The 15,187-nt window shown below is 64.8% G+C and carries 17 protein-coding genes and 1 pseudogene; 12 read left to right on the forward strand and 6 right to left on the reverse strand.

Translation table 11 applies throughout. The annotated features are described in order from the left end of the window. Positions 1-487, forward strand: a pseudogene (locus WC739_RS19500) (dihydrolipoyl dehydrogenase); the annotation flags it as partial. 113 nt (positions 488-600) lie between these two features. Here the strand turns inward: WC739_RS19500 and WC739_RS19505 are convergent. The 3 genes from WC739_RS19505 to WC739_RS19515 all read right to left on the reverse strand — a co-directional run bounded on the left by WC739_RS19505 (position 601) and on the right by WC739_RS19515 (position 3,228). After that, complete coding sequence (locus WC739_RS19505) at positions 601-978, reverse strand: hypothetical protein (protein ID WP_372954663.1); 378 nt, start codon at positions 976-978, stop codon at positions 601-603. Positions 979-1,101: 123 nt separating this feature from the next. Continuing rightward, the gene (locus WC739_RS19510; RefSeq protein ID WP_372954664.1) at positions 1,102-2,169 is read right to left on the reverse strand and encodes a TraB/GumN family protein; all 1,068 of its coding nucleotides are present in this window, start codon (positions 2,167-2,169) and stop codon (positions 1,102-1,104) included. 120 nt (positions 2,170-2,289) lie between these two features. Further along, positions 2,290-3,228 (reverse strand): tyrosine recombinase XerC, encoded by a 939-nt coding sequence (locus WC739_RS19515; protein WP_372954665.1) that lies wholly within the window; start codon positions 3,226-3,228, stop codon positions 2,290-2,292. 120 nt (positions 3,229-3,348) lie between these two features. On the opposite strand from WC739_RS19515, the gene rimM reads away from it, so the two are divergent. Continuing rightward, the gene (rimM, locus tag WC739_RS19520; RefSeq protein WP_372954666.1) at positions 3,349-3,948 is read left to right on the forward strand and encodes a ribosome maturation factor RimM; all 600 of its coding nucleotides are present in this window, start codon (positions 3,349-3,351) and stop codon (positions 3,946-3,948) included. Continuing rightward, a complete protein-coding gene (gene trmD, locus WC739_RS19525; RefSeq protein WP_372954667.1) occupies positions 3,945-4,643 on the forward strand; it encodes a tRNA (guanosine(37)-N1)-methyltransferase TrmD in 699 nt (232 codons plus the stop codon). Before rimM ends, trmD begins: the two co-directional genes overlap by 4 nt. Here the strand turns inward: trmD and WC739_RS19530 are convergent. Beyond that, positions 4,625-5,377 (reverse strand): sulfite exporter TauE/SafE family protein, encoded by a 753-nt coding sequence (locus WC739_RS19530; RefSeq protein WP_372954668.1) that lies wholly within the window; start codon positions 5,375-5,377, stop codon positions 4,625-4,627. The two genes, trmD and WC739_RS19530, sit on opposite strands and share 19 nt — an antisense overlap. A 324-nt stretch (positions 5,378-5,701) precedes the next feature. Here WC739_RS19530 and rplS point away from each other — a divergent pair, with 324 nt between their 5' ends. The 7 genes from rplS to leuC all read left to right on the forward strand — a co-directional run bounded on the left by rplS (position 5,702) and on the right by leuC (position 12,025). Beyond that, positions 5,702-6,268 carry a 50S ribosomal protein L19 gene (gene rplS / locus WC739_RS19535; RefSeq protein WP_372954669.1) on the forward strand — a complete coding sequence of 189 codons (567 nt, stop codon included), beginning with the start codon at positions 5,702-5,704 and terminating at the stop codon, positions 6,266-6,268. Between the two features lie 156 nt (positions 6,269-6,424). Then, the gene (locus WC739_RS19540) at positions 6,425-6,838 is read left to right on the forward strand and encodes an organic hydroperoxide resistance protein (protein WP_372954670.1); all 414 of its coding nucleotides are present in this window, start codon (positions 6,425-6,427) and stop codon (positions 6,836-6,838) included. Next, positions 6,835-7,398 carry a MarR family winged helix-turn-helix transcriptional regulator gene (locus tag WC739_RS19545; protein ID WP_372954671.1) on the forward strand — a complete coding sequence of 188 codons (564 nt, stop codon included), beginning with the start codon at positions 6,835-6,837 and terminating at the stop codon, positions 7,396-7,398. The genes WC739_RS19540 and WC739_RS19545 overlap by 4 nt, the downstream gene beginning before the upstream one ends. 146 nt (positions 7,399-7,544) lie before the next feature. Continuing rightward, a complete protein-coding gene (locus tag WC739_RS19550; protein WP_372954672.1) occupies positions 7,545-8,342 on the forward strand; it encodes a basic amino acid ABC transporter substrate-binding protein in 798 nt (265 codons plus the stop codon). A gap of 268 nt (positions 8,343-8,610) precedes the next feature. Continuing rightward, positions 8,611-9,420, forward strand: coding sequence for an amino acid ABC transporter permease (locus WC739_RS19555; RefSeq protein ID WP_372954673.1), 810 nt, complete (start codon positions 8,611-8,613; stop codon positions 9,418-9,420). A gap of 54 nt (positions 9,421-9,474) precedes the next feature. After that, positions 9,475-10,110, forward strand: a complete 636-nt coding sequence (locus WC739_RS19560) for a class I SAM-dependent methyltransferase (RefSeq protein WP_372954674.1) — start codon at positions 9,475-9,477, stop codon at positions 10,108-10,110. Between the two features lie 505 nt (positions 10,111-10,615). Further along, positions 10,616-12,025 (forward strand): 3-isopropylmalate dehydratase large subunit, encoded by a 1,410-nt coding sequence (gene leuC, locus WC739_RS19565; RefSeq protein WP_372954675.1) that lies wholly within the window; start codon positions 10,616-10,618, stop codon positions 12,023-12,025. 46 nt (positions 12,026-12,071) lie between these two features. Here the strand turns inward: leuC and WC739_RS19570 are convergent, their stop codons facing one another. Beyond that, positions 12,072-12,386 carry a hypothetical protein gene (locus tag WC739_RS19570; RefSeq protein WP_372954676.1) on the reverse strand — a complete coding sequence of 105 codons (315 nt, stop codon included), beginning with the start codon at positions 12,384-12,386 and terminating at the stop codon, positions 12,072-12,074. Positions 12,387-12,555: 169 nt separating this feature from the next. On the opposite strand from WC739_RS19570, the gene WC739_RS19575 reads away from it, so the two are divergent. Continuing rightward, the gene (locus tag WC739_RS19575; RefSeq protein ID WP_372954677.1) at positions 12,556-13,752 is read left to right on the forward strand and encodes a diguanylate cyclase; all 1,197 of its coding nucleotides are present in this window, start codon (positions 12,556-12,558) and stop codon (positions 13,750-13,752) included. Positions 13,753-13,792: 40 nt separating this feature from the next. On the opposite strand, the gene WC739_RS19580 is transcribed toward WC739_RS19575, so the two are convergent. Beyond that, on the reverse strand, positions 13,793-14,158 hold the full coding sequence (locus WC739_RS19580) for a hypothetical protein (protein WP_372954678.1): 366 nt from the start codon (positions 14,156-14,158) through the stop codon (positions 13,793-13,795). Between the two features lie 311 nt (positions 14,159-14,469). Between WC739_RS19580 and WC739_RS19585 the strand changes: the two genes are divergently transcribed. Further along, positions 14,470-14,865, forward strand: coding sequence for a hypothetical protein (locus WC739_RS19585; RefSeq protein WP_372954679.1), 396 nt, complete (start codon positions 14,470-14,472; stop codon positions 14,863-14,865). Positions 14,866-15,187 lie beyond the last annotated feature (322 nt).

A 15,187-nucleotide genomic window follows, 5' to 3' on the forward strand; every position in this document is an offset into this window, starting at 1 on the left:
TGATGGCATCTACGCCATCGGCGACGTCGTCGCCGGTCCGATGCTGGCGCACAAGGCCGAGGACGAAGGCGTGGCGGTGGCGGAGACCATTGCCGGCCAGGCCGGCCATGTGAATTACGGCGTCATCCCGAGTGTCGTCTACACCAGCCCGGAAATCGCCTCGATCGGCAAGACGGAGGAAGAACTCAAGGCGGCGGGCATCGACTACAAGGCGGGAAAATTTCCGTTCAGCGCCAATGGCCGGGCGCGCGCCATGCTGCACACCGACGGGTTTGTGAAGATCCTGGCCGACAGAGCGAGCGACCGGGTGCTGGGTGTCCACATCGTCGGCCACGGCGCCGGCGAGATGATCCACGAGGCGGCGGTGCTGATGGAGTTCGGCGGCTCATCCGAAGACCTGGCCCGCACCACGCACGCACATCCGACGATGTCGGAAGCAGTCAAGGAAGCGGCGCTGGCCACCTTCTTCAAAGCGATCCATATTTAGGCACGTTCTCGACCTTCGCGTTCCAAGGGCGAAGCAGAGCGAAGCGACGTTGCACCAGCCCAAAACAAAACGGCCCGCTTTTCAGCGGGCCGTTCCTATTCATGTCAAGCCGGTCAGTTGGCCGGCGCGGCTGGGGCCGGCGCTGCCGGTGCCGCCGGAGCGGGCTCGGCTGGTGCGGGGGCCGGTGCCGGTTCGGCGGGCGCGGGTGCCGCAGGAGCAGGCTCGGCCGGCTTCATCGCGTCGGCCGGAGCAGGCGCGGCTGGTGCCGGGGCCGGCGTGCTGGCTGCCGGCGGCTCGGCCGGTGCGGGAGGCTCGCCGCTTCTTCCAAAAACGTAATATGCGACAATCGCCAGAATGACGACGACCAGTGCAATCAGCCAGCCACTGCCGCCGCCTCTCGACTGGACAACCGTGGTGCGATCGACGCGTGGCTCGGTCCCGGTCGGCGGGACAGGATTGAACGGGTCGTTTGGATTCGGTGCGTTCGCCATAAAAGTGTCCTCCGTGGATGAAAAACATCAATCAACAGCCATCAACGCGCTATTGTCGAATGGGTTTCACGTTGGCGGAGGAAAACGCCGAAAACACGGCGCCGGCCTCCACCACCATGCGACTCAGTTGATGGCGGTGACAGTATACCCGGCTTTGCGGAAATCCTCGACCAGCCCATCGGCGCCGGGAAGGTGAAGCGCGCCGACGGCCATGAAGGCATTGCCCCTGGCGAGAATCGGCCTGGCATGGTCGACCATCACCTTGTTGCGGCTGGTGATCATGGCCTCTTCGAATGCCGCGTAGCCGGCGGGGTCTTCCTGGTCTTCAGGCGTCGCCGCACGAAACAGCGGCCAGAACATGCCGATATCACCACGCTGGTAGAGGATGATCATGGTCTCGTTGATGTCGTTGACCTTGTCGCCCAGTTTCAGCGTGTCGACGAGGCCCTTCATGTGGAAGGCCAGCGGCAGCGAGGCCATGGCGCGGAGCTGGTCGGCAACGGTCTCCAGCCCTTCGACCAATTTGCCGGAAGCCTTGGCGTCCTCGGCGAGCTTGACGTCGAGCACCGGCGCGCCGCTAGCCTTGCGGGCAAGCTCGCAGGCCGGGAGCGCAATCATCGCCGACAGCATCCACGGCTTCATCTTCGCAACCGTGGCCGGCGGGATGCCGCGCGAGTCGAGCGCCTTGTTCACCATCGCCGCGTCACCAGGAGACAGCAGCGACGACAGCGTGGTGCCGTCGGTGAACATCATCAGGTCCGGTTCCTTGAACAAGGCCGCCATCATCTTCTGCTGGTCGAGCACCTCGGTGGTTTCGATGACGATCGTGCCGGCGGCGTCGTAGGCCTTGCGGGCGGCCGCCGGCAGCGTGGTGACGCGCGGGTCGCTCATATGCATGGTGCCGAACAGGTAGGATGGCGCCTCGCCCGGCTTCTCCAACTTCCACAACAGGCCCTTGCCGTTCGGCGTGGCGGCGGCTTCCGCCTCGATCTTGCGGTAGGCGGCCGGATCGCTGTCGCGCAGGGCCGACAGCATGTCTGTGCCGGTGCAGGCGGGGATTTCGGCATGCGCCCGGCCTGTCGCTACCAACAGCATGGCGAGGAAGGACAGGAAAAACAGGACATTGAGCGCGACAAGAAGCTTCAGCGAGACGGAAGCTGCGCGGTCGGCGATGGCAATGACGCGTTTCATGGCACCTTGGTAAGCGCAAAAGGCGGCAAAACGGTTAATCGATGTGGGGAAATTGTCCTGACCATGCCGCTGCGATCAGCGAGGGCCTGCCCAATCCAGTGCGTGGCACTCTGCCAGCAGTTACGCCCTCGGATGTGCAGACTCGTAGATCTCCAGCAGCCTTGCCGTGTCGACGCCAGTGTAGATCTGCGTCGTCGACAGGCTAGCGTGGCCGAGCAGTTCCTGGATGGTGCGCAGGTCGCCGCCGCGGCCAAGCAGATGCGTGGCAAAGGAATGGCGCAGCGCGTGCGGCGTCGCGGTGGCGGGCAGGTTGAGCGCCGAGCGCAGCTTGGCCATGTCGCGCTGGATGATGGCGGGGTTGAGCGGGCCGCCGCGCGCGCCGCGAAACAACAGGCCCTTGGGGTCGAGATGATACGGGCAAAGCCGGCGGTATTCGGCGATCGCGCGCAGCGCAACCGGAAGCACCGGCACCAGCCGCGTCTTGCCGCCCTTGCCGGTGACGCGCAGCACGTTGTCGGTTTCCGACGCCAGATCGGCGCCGGCAAGGCCAAGCGCTTCGGAAATGCGCAGGCCCGAACCGTAGAGCAATGTCAGCACCGCAGCATTGCGGGCGGCGATCCAGGGCTCCTCCGCCAGCTGGCCTTCGATGGAAACGACGTGCCTGGCGTCGCTTGCCGTCAGCGGCTTGGGCAGCGATTTGGGCTGGCGCGGCGCCCGCAGCGCGGCGGCGCCGGCGGCATTGGCGAGGCCGCGCCGCTCGAGGAAGCGCAGCAGCGAGCGGATGCCGGCAAGGCCCCGGCCAAGCGTGCGGGCCCCGGCGCCGCCATTGCGGCGGGCGGCGAGGAAGCCGCGCAGATCGGCCGGCCGGAGGTTTGCGATGTCCGAGATGCCCGGCGAGCCGCCGCAATGGCCGGTGAGGAAATGCAGGAACTGGCGGGTATCGCGCTCATAGGCCTCCACGGTCGCGGGTGACAGCCGCCGCTCGCGCGCCAGCATCTTCAGCCAGCTTTCACGCGCCGCCTGGAGATCTGGCTTTGCCGGGATGAGGAATTCCTGCATGGCGGCATTTTCGGACATCGGGGTTAGGAAGCGGTGAAGAAAGCGATCATCTGAAATGGCGGTGGCGATCATTGAAATGACGCTGGGCTGGGGTTAGAGCAGACCAAAGGATATTTCGCCATGAGCAAGCTCCAGAACCCCGTCCAGATGGCCGTGATCGGCGCTGCCCATGGCATCAAGGGCGAACTCAGGGTGAAGACCTTCACCGGCGAGCCGATGGCGCTTGCCGACTACGGCCCCCTCTACGCCCGGGATGGCCGCGCCTTCCAGATCGTCGACATAAGGCCCGCCAACACCGTCGTCGTGGTGCGGTTCAAGGGCATCAGCGACCGCAACGCCGCCGAGGCGCTCGCCGGCACCGAGCTGTTCGTCGACCGCTCGGTGTTGCCCGACGATGCGGAGGAGGACGAATTCTACCATGCCGACCTGGTCGGCCTGGAGGTCCGGGACGACACCGGCGCCGTGCTCGGCAAGGTGGTCGCCGTACATAATTTCGGCGGCGGCGACATACTCGACGTGACGCTTGGCGGCCGCAAGGGCGTGTTGATCCCGTTCACGCAGGCCGCCGTGCCGCAGGTGTCGATCGCCGACGGCTTTGTCCGCGTCGATCCGGTGGCGGCCGGACTTGTCGAGGATGAGGAGGGTGACGCCCCGCGCGACGAGGATTTCGACCCGAAGGGCAGGCCGCGCGGACCGCGCGATGCCGGGGGCAACCGGTGACGTTCAAGGCCTCGGTGCTGACGCTCTATCCCGAGATGTTTCCCGGCGCGCTCGGCCTGTCGCTGGCGGGCCGCGCACTCGAGGCCGGCACATGGGCGCTGGACGCGATCCAGATCCGCGACTTCGCCACCGACAAGCACCGCACCGTGGACGATACGCCGGCCGGCGGCGGCGCCGGCATGGTGATGCGCGCCGATGTTCTGGCCAGGGCCATCGACCATGCCTCGCCGCCGGGCGACGCGCGTCCGCGCCTGCTGATGAGCCCGCGCGGCAGGCCGTTGACGCAGGCGCGTGTGCGCGAACTGGCCGCCGGGCCGGGCGCCGTCATCCTGTGCGGCCGGTTCGAGGGTGTCGACCAGCGGGTGATCGACGCACGGGCGTTGGAGGAAGTGTCGATCGGCGACTTCATCCTGTCGGGCGGCGAGCCGGCGGCGCTCGTCCTGCTCGACGCCGTGGTGCGGCTGTTGCCCGGCGTGATGGGCAATGCGGTGTCCGGCGAGGAAGAGAGCTTTGAGAACGGCCTGCTCGAACATCCGCATTATACGCGGCCGCAGGAGTTCGAGGGCCGCGAGATTCCCGAGGTGCTGATCTCCGGCAATCACAAGAAGATCGCGGCCTGGCGACGGGAGCAGTCTGAGACGCTGACGAAGGAGCGGCGGCCCGATTTGCTGGTCACTCAACCCTTGGCGAAATAGTAAAACGCCAGAAACAGGCCGACGGCGATGACGAAGCCCCGGACCGCGTTCTGCGGCACGCGCTTGGCGATCCAGACGCCGGCATAGCCGCCGAGCGCGCCGCCGGGGATCATGACGATCGCCTGCGGCCAGGCGACGACGCCGCCGGAGACGAAGACCAGGATGGCAACGGCGGCGATGACCACGGCCAGCATGTTCTTCAGCGCATTGAGGCGGTGATAGTCGCCGGCCTGGGTGAGCCCAAGCGTCGCCAGCATCATGACGCCCATGCCGGCGCCGAAGAAGCCGCCATAGATGGCGGTGGCAAACTGCGCCAGCGAGCCGGCGAGCGAGCCGACCGCGGCCTCGTGCTCCGGTTTGCGCGCCGGCTTCAGCCATGGCCCGGCGGCAAAGAGCGCCGTTGCCGCCAGCAGCAGCCACGGCACCAGAGCGCGAAACGACGGATTGGAGAGCGCGAGCAGGATGAGCGCGCCGGCCAGTGCGCCCAAGGCCGAGATCAGGCCGAGCAGCAGCGCGCCGCGCCAGAAATGCTTGATGTCGGTCCAGTAGGCGAGCGTCGAGGTGATGTAGCCGGGAAACTGCGTCACCGAGGAGGTGGCGTTGGCGACGATCGGCGGCAGGCCGGCCAGCGTCATGGCGCCGAAGGTGATGAAGGTGCCGCCGCCGGCAACGGCGTTGACGGCGCCTGACAGGAAGCCCGCGAGGAAGAGCAGGACTGCGTCGAAAAAAGACATTGTGAGGCCGCCAGACAAGTGTGCTGCTCCCGGATTAGGAAGCTTGAGGGGTCGGCGCAACCCCGCGCTGGACAATTGCGTGGTGGCATGCGAGCAAAAAAGACAGGGCCAAGGCGTGACAAAGGCTCGAAATAGCTGTATGTGCCCGCCGAACCGGAAGAACAATCTCCCGGACCCGTCAACAATGACGGTGTAGTCGCCCCTGCCCTAAGTCTGAAAGACAAAATGTCTCGGAGACCAAGGGCATAACCGAGCGGTCATTGGAACTGCAAGGCGAGCGTCGGGCGCTCTGACTGTCGGAAGAACAAGAAGTGGACTATTGAGATGGATATTCTCCGTCAGCTCGAGGCCGAACAGGCCGCCAAGATCGAAGCCAAGCGCAAGCTTCCCGAATTCCAGCCCGGCGATACCGTGCGCGTCCAGGTCCGCGTGACCGAAGGCACCCGCACCCGCGTCCAGGCCTATGAGGGCGTCGTCATCGCCCGCGCCGGCGCCGGCTTCCAGGAGAATTTCACCGTTCGCAAGATTTCCTACGGCGAAGGCGTCGAGCGCGTGTTCCCGGTCTACTCGCCGATGGTCGAAGGCGTCGAGATCGTGCGTCGCGGCAAGGTGCGTCGCGCCAAGCTGTATTATTTGCGCGATCGTCGCGGCAAGTCGGCCCGCATTTCGGAAAACACCGGCGTGCGCGCCCGCAAGCTCAACGATGAAGAGCGCGATGCTCTGAACGCCGAGAAGGCCCGCATCGAGGCCGAGAAGGTCGCCGCCGCGCAGGCACTGGCAGCCGAGAAGGCAGCGCAGGAAGCCGCCGAGAAGAAGGCCGCCGCCGAGGCTGAAGCCGCCGCCGAAGCCGAAGCCGCCGCCAAGGCCGCCGAGGCCACAACCGCCGAATAAGTTTTCGGCGCATGAGTTTTGACAAGGCGGCTTCGGCCGCCTTTTTTCGTTTCACCATACCGTGACCGCTTTCGGCCGGAAAACCGGATCGGCATGTTGACCTCATATTAGTTTGTGCACTAAATAATCGTGCACAATAGAATTGGAGATATTGAAATGGCACACTACACCACGCAAGCTCACGTCACCGGTGGCCGCGCCGGCCATGGCGAGACCAGCGACGGCCTGCTCAAGGTCGATCTGGCGCTGCCGAAGGAACTGGGTGGGCCAGGTGGCGCCACCAATCCGGAGCAGCTTTTCGCGATCGGCTACGCCGCCTGCTTCGAAAGCGCCGTCCGTTTCGTCGCGCGCAAGCAGAAGCTGCCGCTCGAGGATGCCGCGGTAACCTCCACCGTCAGCCTGCTTCCCGATGGTGAAGGCTTCAAGCTCGGCGTCGCGCTTGCGGTGGAAACGAAAGGCCTTGATCAGGCAGCGGCGGAAGCGCTTGTATCGGCGGCGCACCAGGTCTGCCCCTATTCCAATGCCATAAAGGGCAATATCGAGGTGGCGCTTTCGGTAAAGGCGGCATGACGGCAAAAGTCGAAGTAACAGCCAAGGATGTCCCGGCGGAACCCGCCGGGATTTTTGACGTGCCCCGGCTCGATCAGCAACTGTGTTTCGCGCTCTATTCGGCGAGCGGGCTGATGACGAGGCTCTACCGGCCGTTGCTCGACCCGCTCGGCCTGACCTATCCGCAATATCTGGCCATGCTGGCGCTATGGGAGCGCGCGCCGAGCACGGTGGGCGCACTTGGCGAAGCGTTGGGGCTGGATTCGGCGACGCTGACGCCGCTGCTCAAACGCCTGGAAGCAGGCGGCCTCGTCAGCCGAAGGCGTGACGCCGCCGACGAGCGCCGCGTGCTGGTCGAGCCGACGGCCAAGGGCCTGGCGCTGCGCGGCCGCGTGAAGGCCGTGTCCGCCGCGCTTGCCTGCGGCGTGCCGCTGGAGCCTGGTGAATTGACAACCCTGCACGCGACCCTTACCCGCCTTGTCGCCGGGCTGCGGAACGCGACGGCGGACAACCGACCGGCGGATGCCGGCACATCGGTTGCCGATTGGAGATCGGGCCCAGATGACACGGACATCTCCTGAACATGCTGCCCGCGGCATTCGAATCCACTTTGAGGCCGGACAGGGCAGCGGGCCGTCTTGCAAGGCGCCCGCCGGACGCTAAAGTCGGCGCCGGATCGTCCTGCAAGCCCGGCCTTTGTCCGGGCAATTCAAATTCGGGGAGTGTCATGACCATATCGAAACTGCTGCTGGCCGGCCTGCTTGCTCTTGTCCTGACGCCCCTTGCGGCTTTCGCGCAGGCGTTGCCCGATCTCGGCGGCAAGAAGGTGGTGGTGGTGACCGAAAACGCCTATCCGCCGCTGCAGTTCATCGACGCCAAGACGGGCAAGCAGATCGGCTGGGAATATGACGCGATGAACGAGATCGCCAAGCGGCTGAATTTCAGCGTCGAGTACCAGAACACCTCCTGGGACGCGATGATCCAGGCGGTTTCCGACAACCAGTACAACATCGGCATGACCGGTATCACCATCAAGGACGACCGCAAGGAGAAGGTCGATTTCTCCGACCCCTACATGCGCTCGGAACAGTTCATGCTGGTGCGCGGCGATGAAAGCCGTTTCACCGACGCCAAGACCTTCGCCGATTTCAAGGACGGGCTGATCGGCGCGCAGGCGGGCACGACGCCGTTCTACACCGCCGTCTACAGCGTGCTCGACGGCAATGAGCAGAACCCGCGCATCAAGCTGTTCGAGACGTTCGGCGCCACGGTGCAGGCGCTGAAGTCCGGTGACGTCGACGTCGTGCTGACCGACGGCACCGCCGGCAAGGGCTATGTCGATGCGTCCGAGGGCAAGCTGAAGCTGATCGGCGGACCGCTCGGCACCGAGGATTTCGGCTTCATCTTCCCGAAAGGCTCGGACCTGGTGAAGCCGGTCAACGCGGCGATCGCGGCGCTGAAGGCGGACGGGACGTTCGACGCGCTCAACAAGAAGTGGTTCCTTGATTACAAGATGGGGCAGTAGCTTCATTGGCGCGTGTGCAGGCTGACGATGCTGCGCTGCAGATCGCGCTGACCCTGAGCCAGGTCGCCACCCTCTGTCCTGCCGGACATCTCCCCCTCAAGGGGGGAGATCAGCGGCTTCAGCGGCGATGCCACTTTTACGACGTTGAGGATTGGCGAAAGTCGAGACTATATCCAATCTCCCCCCTTGAGGGGGAGATGCCCGGCAGGGCAGAGGGGGGCGGCCTGGTGCCGTCCTCCGACAAGCCTTGCGCCCCCAAGCTCGCCTGATGGCTACGCCCTCCTCCCCCAAGTCAGAGTTCCCATGGTGGCTTGCGGTTGCCGTCCTGCTTGCCCTGGCGGCGGCCGTCTTCATCGCCAGCAGCAATCTCTATGCCCAGGTCTTCGCCACCGTCGCCAAGGGCATAGGCATCACCATCTTCGTCACGGTGATCGCCTTTGCCTTGGCGTCGGCCATCGGCCTCGGCATTGCGCTGATGGGGATGTCGGGCTCGCGCTGGCCGCGGCAGATCGCGCGGTTCTATGTCGAGATCATCCGCGGCGTGCCGATCCTGGTGCTGTTGTTCTGGATCGCGTTTGCCGGCGCGCCGGCCTTCGTCGCCGCCTGGAACGTCCTGACCGCGCCGCTGCAAAGCGCCGGCTTGCTTGGCGAGTTGCTGGTGCGCGATGTGTCGCTCCTGTGGCGCGCCATCATGGCGCTGACCATCGGCTATTCGGCGTTCATCTCCGAGGTGTTCCGCGCCGGCATCCAGTCGGTCGAGAGGGGCCAGATCGAGGCGGCCAAGGCGCTCGGGCTGACACGGGCACAGCGTTTCCGGCTGATCGTGTTCCCGCAGGCGATCCGCACCATCCTGCCGCCGCTCGGCAATGATTTCGTCGCCCTGGTCAAGGATTCCTCGCTGGTCTCGGTGCTCGGCGTCGCCGACATCACGCAGATGGGCAAGGTCTATGCAGCCGGCTCGTTCCGCTTCTTCGAGACCTATTCGATCGTGGCCTATATCTACCTCATCCTGACCGTCGGCCTGTCGCTGGCGCTCAGGGCGCTGGAGCGGCGCTTGCGGCGCCAGAACGGGGAATAGTCTTTGGGCGCAGACATGGGTACGATCCCCGACATATCTGGTCGAGGAGCCCTCATGATTGTCGATAAAGCCCATGCGGCACTGGAATCCGTCTATGGCGCCGGGACGCCTGAAACACTTGAAGGGGCCTATGCCGCCTGGGCCGCAACCTATGACAGCGAGACCGCCTCGCTGGGCTATCTCCTGCCGTTCCTGATCACCGCCTGGGTGGCGCGCCATGTGCCGACGGGCGATGGGCCGCTGCTCGACGCCGGCTGCGGCACCGGCCTGTCGGGGCCGTCGCTGAAGGCGCTGGGCTATGGCGATGTCACAGGGCTCGACCTGTCGGAGGACATGCTGAAGATCGCCGGCAGCCGCAACGCCTACGGCGAACTGAAGCAGGCGATGCTGGGCGGCCCGCTGCCATGGCCGGACGGCCATTTCCGCGCCTTCTTCTCGACCGGCGTGTTCACCATCAGCCACGCACCGGCGTCGGGCCTGCACGAGCTGGTGCGGATAACCAGGAGAGGCGGCCACGCCATCTTCACAGTGCGCGATCAGGTGTTCGAAAGCGGTAGCTTCCAGGCCGTGTTCGATGAGCTGGAGGCCGCGGGGAGATGGCGGCCCGTCGAACAAAGCCCATGGTTCCGCTGCTATGCGATCGCCGAGCCCGATGCGCTGGTGAAGACGTTTGTGTTCGAGGTGGCTTGAGCGGCTCTTCCCTTATCCTGGCTCCCTTCCTCTCCCTCCGGAGGGGGGAGAGGTGGCGCTGCGAAGCAGCGACGGAGCGGGGGAAGGCGGTGACCAAACGCGCTGCCACAAGACAGCAACAACGTGTACAACAAACAAACCCAGGCTTGATCAGACGAAGCATTGCTTCGAAGCAAGGTCGACCCCCACTCCGTCGAGCTTCGCTCGACACCTCTCCCCCGATCGACGGGGGAGAGGAAAGGCGCGCCAGATCCCACCCCGCACACCGCAATTGCCGAAAACGCAAAACATTGATAAGAGCCACGCCATGGAAGAGCTATTTGGCGATCCGGCCTATAAGGGGTTCGTGCTGCAGGACAGGAAACGCCTGCCGTCGCGCTTTTCCGCACGCGTCAGCGGCGCGCTGACCAGCCGACTTAGCTAGGCCGACCTGTCCAGGTCGTTCGCCGGCCCGTGATTGCCGGCTTCTGCTCTTTCCCATTCTCATATCGACGGATTTACGCACATGAGCGCACCGCGCACCCTCTACGACAAGATCTTCGACGACCATGTCGTCGACCGCCAGGACGACGGCACCTGCCTGCTCTACATCGACCGCCATCTGGTCCATGAAGTGACCAGCCCGCAGGCCTTCGAAGGCCTGCGCCTGAGCGGCCGCAAGGTCCGGCATCCGGAAAAGACGCTGGCCGTGGTCGATCACAATGTCTCGACCTCGCCCGAGCGCAAGTTCGGCATCAAGAACGAGGAAAGCCGGATCCAGGTCGAAGCGCTGGCCACGAACGCAAGGGATTTCGGCATCGAATATTATTCCGAGAACGATATCCGCCAGGGCATCGTCCACATCATCGGCCCGGAGCAGGGCTTCACGCTGCCCGGGATGACGATCGTGTGCGGCGACAGCCACACCTCCACGCATGGTGCGTTCGGCGCGCTCGCGCATGGCATCGGCACGTCGGAAGTCGAGCATGTTCTGGCGACGCAGACGCTGATCCAGCGCAAGGCCAAGAACATGCTGGTGCGCGTCGACGGCCAGTTGCCGGAAGGCGTCACCGCCAAGGACATCATCCTGGCCATCATCGGCGAGATCGGCACCGCCGGCGGCACCGGCTACGTCATCGAATATGCCGGCGAGGCGATCCGCGCGCTGTCGATGGAAGGCCGCATGACGATCTGCAACATGTCGATCGAGGGCGGCGCGCGCGCCGGCCTGATCGCCGCCGACGAGACGACCTTCGCCTATGTCAAGGACAAGCCCCGGGCGCCGAAGGGCGCGGCCTGGGATGCGGCAATGGAATACTGGAAGACGCTGCAGTCCGACGAGGGCGCGCATTTCGACAAGGTGATCGTGCTCGACGCCGCCAAGCTGCCGCCGATCGTCTCCTGGGGCTCCTCGCCCGAGGATGTCGTCTCGGTGCAGGGCATCGTGCCGAACCCCGACGAGATCAGCGACGAGAACAAGCGCACGTCCAAGCAGCGGGCGCTCGACTATATGGGGCTGACGCCCGGAACCAGGATCACCGATATCGCGCTCGACCGGGTGTTCATCGGCTCCTGCACGAATGGCCGCATCGAGGACCTGCGCGCCGTCGCCAAGGTGGTCGAGGGCAAGACGGTCAGCCCGCATGTCGACGCGATGATCGTGCCGGGTTCCGGCCTGGTCAAGGAACAGGCCGAGGCCGAGGGTCTCGACAAGATCTTCATCGCCGCCGGCTTCGACTGGCGCGAGCCGGGCTGCTCGATGTGCCTGGCCATGAACGACGACCGGCTGAAGCCGCATGAGCGCTGCGCCTCGACCTCGAACCGCAATTTCGAGGGGCGGCAGGGCTTCAAGGGCCGCACCCATCTGGTGTCGCCGGCGATGGCGGCGGCGGCTGCGATCGCCGGTCACTTCGTCGACATTCGCGAGTGGAAATAGGTGATCGGCAGGGCCCGAGACCGCGTCGCGGTCGCGGGCCCTGCTGTCAGTCTGCGCGGCGGATCAATTCGTGGAAACTCTCACGACGGCCGGGTTGATCCTCGGCCACCACGAGCGCCATCTTTCGCTCGTCGAACAGCTTGAACCACTCGTCCCATTCGACCAGCTCATAGCCGCCCGCATTGGGCGGCCTGTCCGCCGCCTGATCCTGGTCCTGATAGGCTTGCTGGTCAAAGACGAGCCGCAACATGGCTTGCGTCCCCGGTTCAGGCGACACGTCGACTATTGCAGGAAATCCGGCCCGCGCGGCGGCCCATGAGCGAATAGCGTCGTGATCGGTCAGCGTGATCGTTTCGGCCATGAATTGCTCTCCTTGATTGCTCAGGGGCAGAACGCAGACTGCGGTTGCATGTTCCGGGCAACGCTTTTCAGAGGCTGCAGCTTCGAAATATTCGCTTGCGCTTAACTGCTTGTTTGGGGCTTGTCCCCTAGGGTGTGCCCCGGGGTAAGGGAGGGGAAGTCAAAGTCCTTTGGACACCGGCCTGTTCATAGCGCTGCTCAATCCGACGATCGCGCTGGCACTCGGCGCGGCCTTCTTCCTGCTATGGTTCCATCAACGCCACCGGTCCTATCTGGCAGTGCTGGCATTCAGCTACAGCCTCTCGGCGGGTGGCTTCCTGCTGCAGTATTTTACCCTGCCGATCGGCATGATGCTGACCAAGCTGGCGTCGAATATCTGCTTCACCATTGCCGGCTGCTGCCTGGCGGGCGCCATTGTCGCCCGCAATGACCGGCCGGTGCCTTATGCGGCTATGGGCCTCCTTATGGGGAGCGGCCTTTCGGCGCTGCTGTGGTTCATGTTCGTCTCGCCGGATCTGACCTGGCGTATCCTGTCGATGAACTTCGCCTTTGGCGGGCTCAGTCTCCTGATCGCCGCCGAATTGCGCCCGGTGAGGCACAACGGTCCGATCGAGAACATCCTGTTCATGCTGTCGCTGCTGTCGGGGCTGAACTTCTTCGTGCGCACGCTTGTCGTGGTCATTTTTCACGGTCCGTTCACCGGCTATGACGGGTTCTACGTCTCGACCTACTGGACGACCGCTCTCCTGACGCATGCGCTGCTGTCTTTGCTCATCGCGCTTTGCCTGTTCACCGCGGCCGCCCTCGACGTGATGAAGGCGCTGAGGACTGAGACACACACCGATCCGCTGTCGGGCCTGCTCAACCGCCGTGGTTTCGAGGAGCGTGCCGACGTCCTGCTGCAGCGTTGCGCGGCGGCAAGATTTCCGGTGGCGCTGGTGCTGGCCGACCTCGATCACTTCAAGGCGCTCAACGATCTGCACGGCCATGCGGCGGGCGACCGCGTCATTGCCGATTTCGCCTCCAAGCTTCGGTTCGCCGCCGGCGCGCGCGGCGTCGCCGGACGTATCGGCGGGGAGGAGTTCGCCGTGCTGCTACCATTGAGCGATCTTGGCGCCGCACGGCTTTTCGCGGAGGCCGTGCGCACACTTTATTCGGCCGGCAGCGTCGACGGTCTTCCTCCCGGCACGAAGGTCACCGCCAGCTTCGGCGTCGCGGCCCGCAGTGGCGTAGAGGGGCTGGAGCCGCTGATGCGCCGTGCCGACGAAGCGCTCTACAAGGCCAAGAGGAATGGCCGCGACAGCGTGCGCCTGTCCTATGAGCGGCCCGAAACAGTGTTCACACCGGAGCCGCTCAGCCTCGGCTGATCGGGCACCGACCCCATGCCTGCTCTCTCAGCCTTATCTGCTAGCGGCGGCAGGGGCTGAGTTCGGGCATCTCGCCGTCGGAGAGGCCATACATATAGGAGCGGCCCTTGACGAAAACCGGCGGGCGGTAGCAGTCGCCGGAGCCGGAGATCTCGTCCGATTCGTTCTCGTAGATCACCCTGGGCTGGCCGGCACCGGTGTAGTCCGACAATTGCTTGGCGAGCCTGCCTTCGCCGACCAGGATGCGCTTGTAACCAGCGGCGCTGTCGATGACGAGATTACCGAACGAATCGGCGTAGACGCGGTCCTGATGGCGGGTCCCCGCGAGAGCCGGGGCCGCCAAGGCGACGGCCGATGCCGACAGCGCGAGCACCACAAGGCGCAATCCGACAGAGTTCAAACGCATGGCGTCCTCCGTGTTGACAGGCCAAAGCGTCACGACGCGCTTTCGCCCTTGCTTGGATACATGTCGCTAAACGCTGACGCGCCTTGCGACATACTCATGGCTCCTCGAATCGGAAATTAACCATTTCTTAACCTTTGTTAAGAGGGTGGCGCGCCGCAAGCCGATGTCTTATCAAACATGGTTAATTTCCGACGCCAGGGAAAACCCGGCAGTCATCATTCGGTCATGCTTGGCCGGACCATCGGGCTCGGCTTCGGACAGAAGTGATCCGGCAGGGCCATGGTGGCCTATTTGCCGCGGGAGGACAGCATATGGCGTTACGCCGGACCTTTCTGGTGACGCTCGCCCTGTGGCCGCTGCTACTGGCCGTCGCCTGCGTGTCCCTGGACGATACCCCGAAAGCCGACGGCACCGCCGCCACTTCGGTATCGCTGGCCCCTGTCGCGGCGGGTGGTCCCGCCACGGAGGTGACAGGGCCGCAGCCGCGAACGGCGGCCTATGTCTGCGCCAATGGTGGCAGGATGACCATCGAGAACCTCGGCGCCTCGATCCGGGTCCTCGGCCCCGATGGCGTCGTCGAGGACATGCCAGCCTCGCCCGCCAACCAGAACAGCCGATACGGCCAGGCGCATGACGCGATTGTGATCGACGGCCGTGAGGCCCTTGTGATGAAAGCGGGTTCGACGCCAGTGACCTGCACCCGCTGAGCCGGCACCATGCCGCACCGCGTGCATGCTGCACCGCGGCGATACGGCGCCGGCTTTGGCCACGCAGCCGCTAATCGATTGAAGCGCCGGCTGGCCTTTAATCAGACTAAATTACGTTTCCGAAACGGTTTTCTGGCTTTGACGCGGTGCAAAAAGAGCATTAGAAACCGCCTGTCCGAAGTCGCAACCGGAAGCGGCAATGCCGCATTTCCACCTGCGGCTCGAGCGCCTCGCGCCCCAACGGGGACGCGCTTTGGATTTTTGTTTTATGCATGCCGTTCTTCCAAAATCGAGGTCACTTTTGGGCGACATGCATCAGGGG

The organism is Mesorhizobium sp., from assembly GCF_041661565.1.
Lineage (GTDB): Bacteria > Pseudomonadota > Alphaproteobacteria > Rhizobiales > Rhizobiaceae > Mesorhizobium.

Coding starts and splice junctions, on each gene's coding strand:
- WC739_RS19505 (WP_372954663.1), bottom strand. CDS start 978: ATGGCGAACGCACCGAATCCAAACGACCCGTTCAATCCTGTCCCGCCG.
- WC739_RS19510 (WP_372954664.1), bottom strand. CDS start 2,169: ATGAAACGCGTCATTGCCATCGCCGACCGCGCAGCTTCCGTCTCGCTG.
- WC739_RS19515 (WP_372954665.1), bottom strand. CDS start 3,228: ATGCAGGAATTCCTCATCCCGGCAAAGCCAGATCTCCAGGCGGCGCGT.
- rimM (WP_372954666.1), top strand. CDS start 3,349: ATGAGCAAGCTCCAGAACCCCGTCCAGATGGCCGTGATCGGCGCTGCC.
- WC739_RS19530 (WP_372954668.1), bottom strand. CDS start 5,377: ATGTCTTTTTTCGACGCAGTCCTGCTCTTCCTCGCGGGCTTCCTGTCA.
- rplS (WP_372954669.1), top strand. CDS start 5,702: ATGGATATTCTCCGTCAGCTCGAGGCCGAACAGGCCGCCAAGATCGAA.
- WC739_RS19540 (WP_372954670.1), top strand. CDS start 6,425: ATGGCACACTACACCACGCAAGCTCACGTCACCGGTGGCCGCGCCGGC.
- WC739_RS19545 (WP_372954671.1), top strand. CDS start 6,835: ATGACGGCAAAAGTCGAAGTAACAGCCAAGGATGTCCCGGCGGAACCC.
- WC739_RS19550 (WP_372954672.1), top strand. CDS start 7,545: ATGACCATATCGAAACTGCTGCTGGCCGGCCTGCTTGCTCTTGTCCTG.
- WC739_RS19555 (WP_372954673.1), top strand. CDS start 8,611: ATGGCTACGCCCTCCTCCCCCAAGTCAGAGTTCCCATGGTGGCTTGCG.
- WC739_RS19560 (WP_372954674.1), top strand. CDS start 9,475: ATGATTGTCGATAAAGCCCATGCGGCACTGGAATCCGTCTATGGCGCC.
- leuC (WP_372954675.1), top strand. CDS start 10,616: ATGAGCGCACCGCGCACCCTCTACGACAAGATCTTCGACGACCATGTC.
- WC739_RS19570 (WP_372954676.1), bottom strand. CDS start 12,386: ATGGCCGAAACGATCACGCTGACCGATCACGACGCTATTCGCTCATGG.
- WC739_RS19580 (WP_372954678.1), bottom strand. CDS start 14,158: ATGCGTTTGAACTCTGTCGGATTGCGCCTTGTGGTGCTCGCGCTGTCG.
- WC739_RS19585 (WP_372954679.1), top strand. CDS start 14,470: ATGGCGTTACGCCGGACCTTTCTGGTGACGCTCGCCCTGTGGCCGCTG.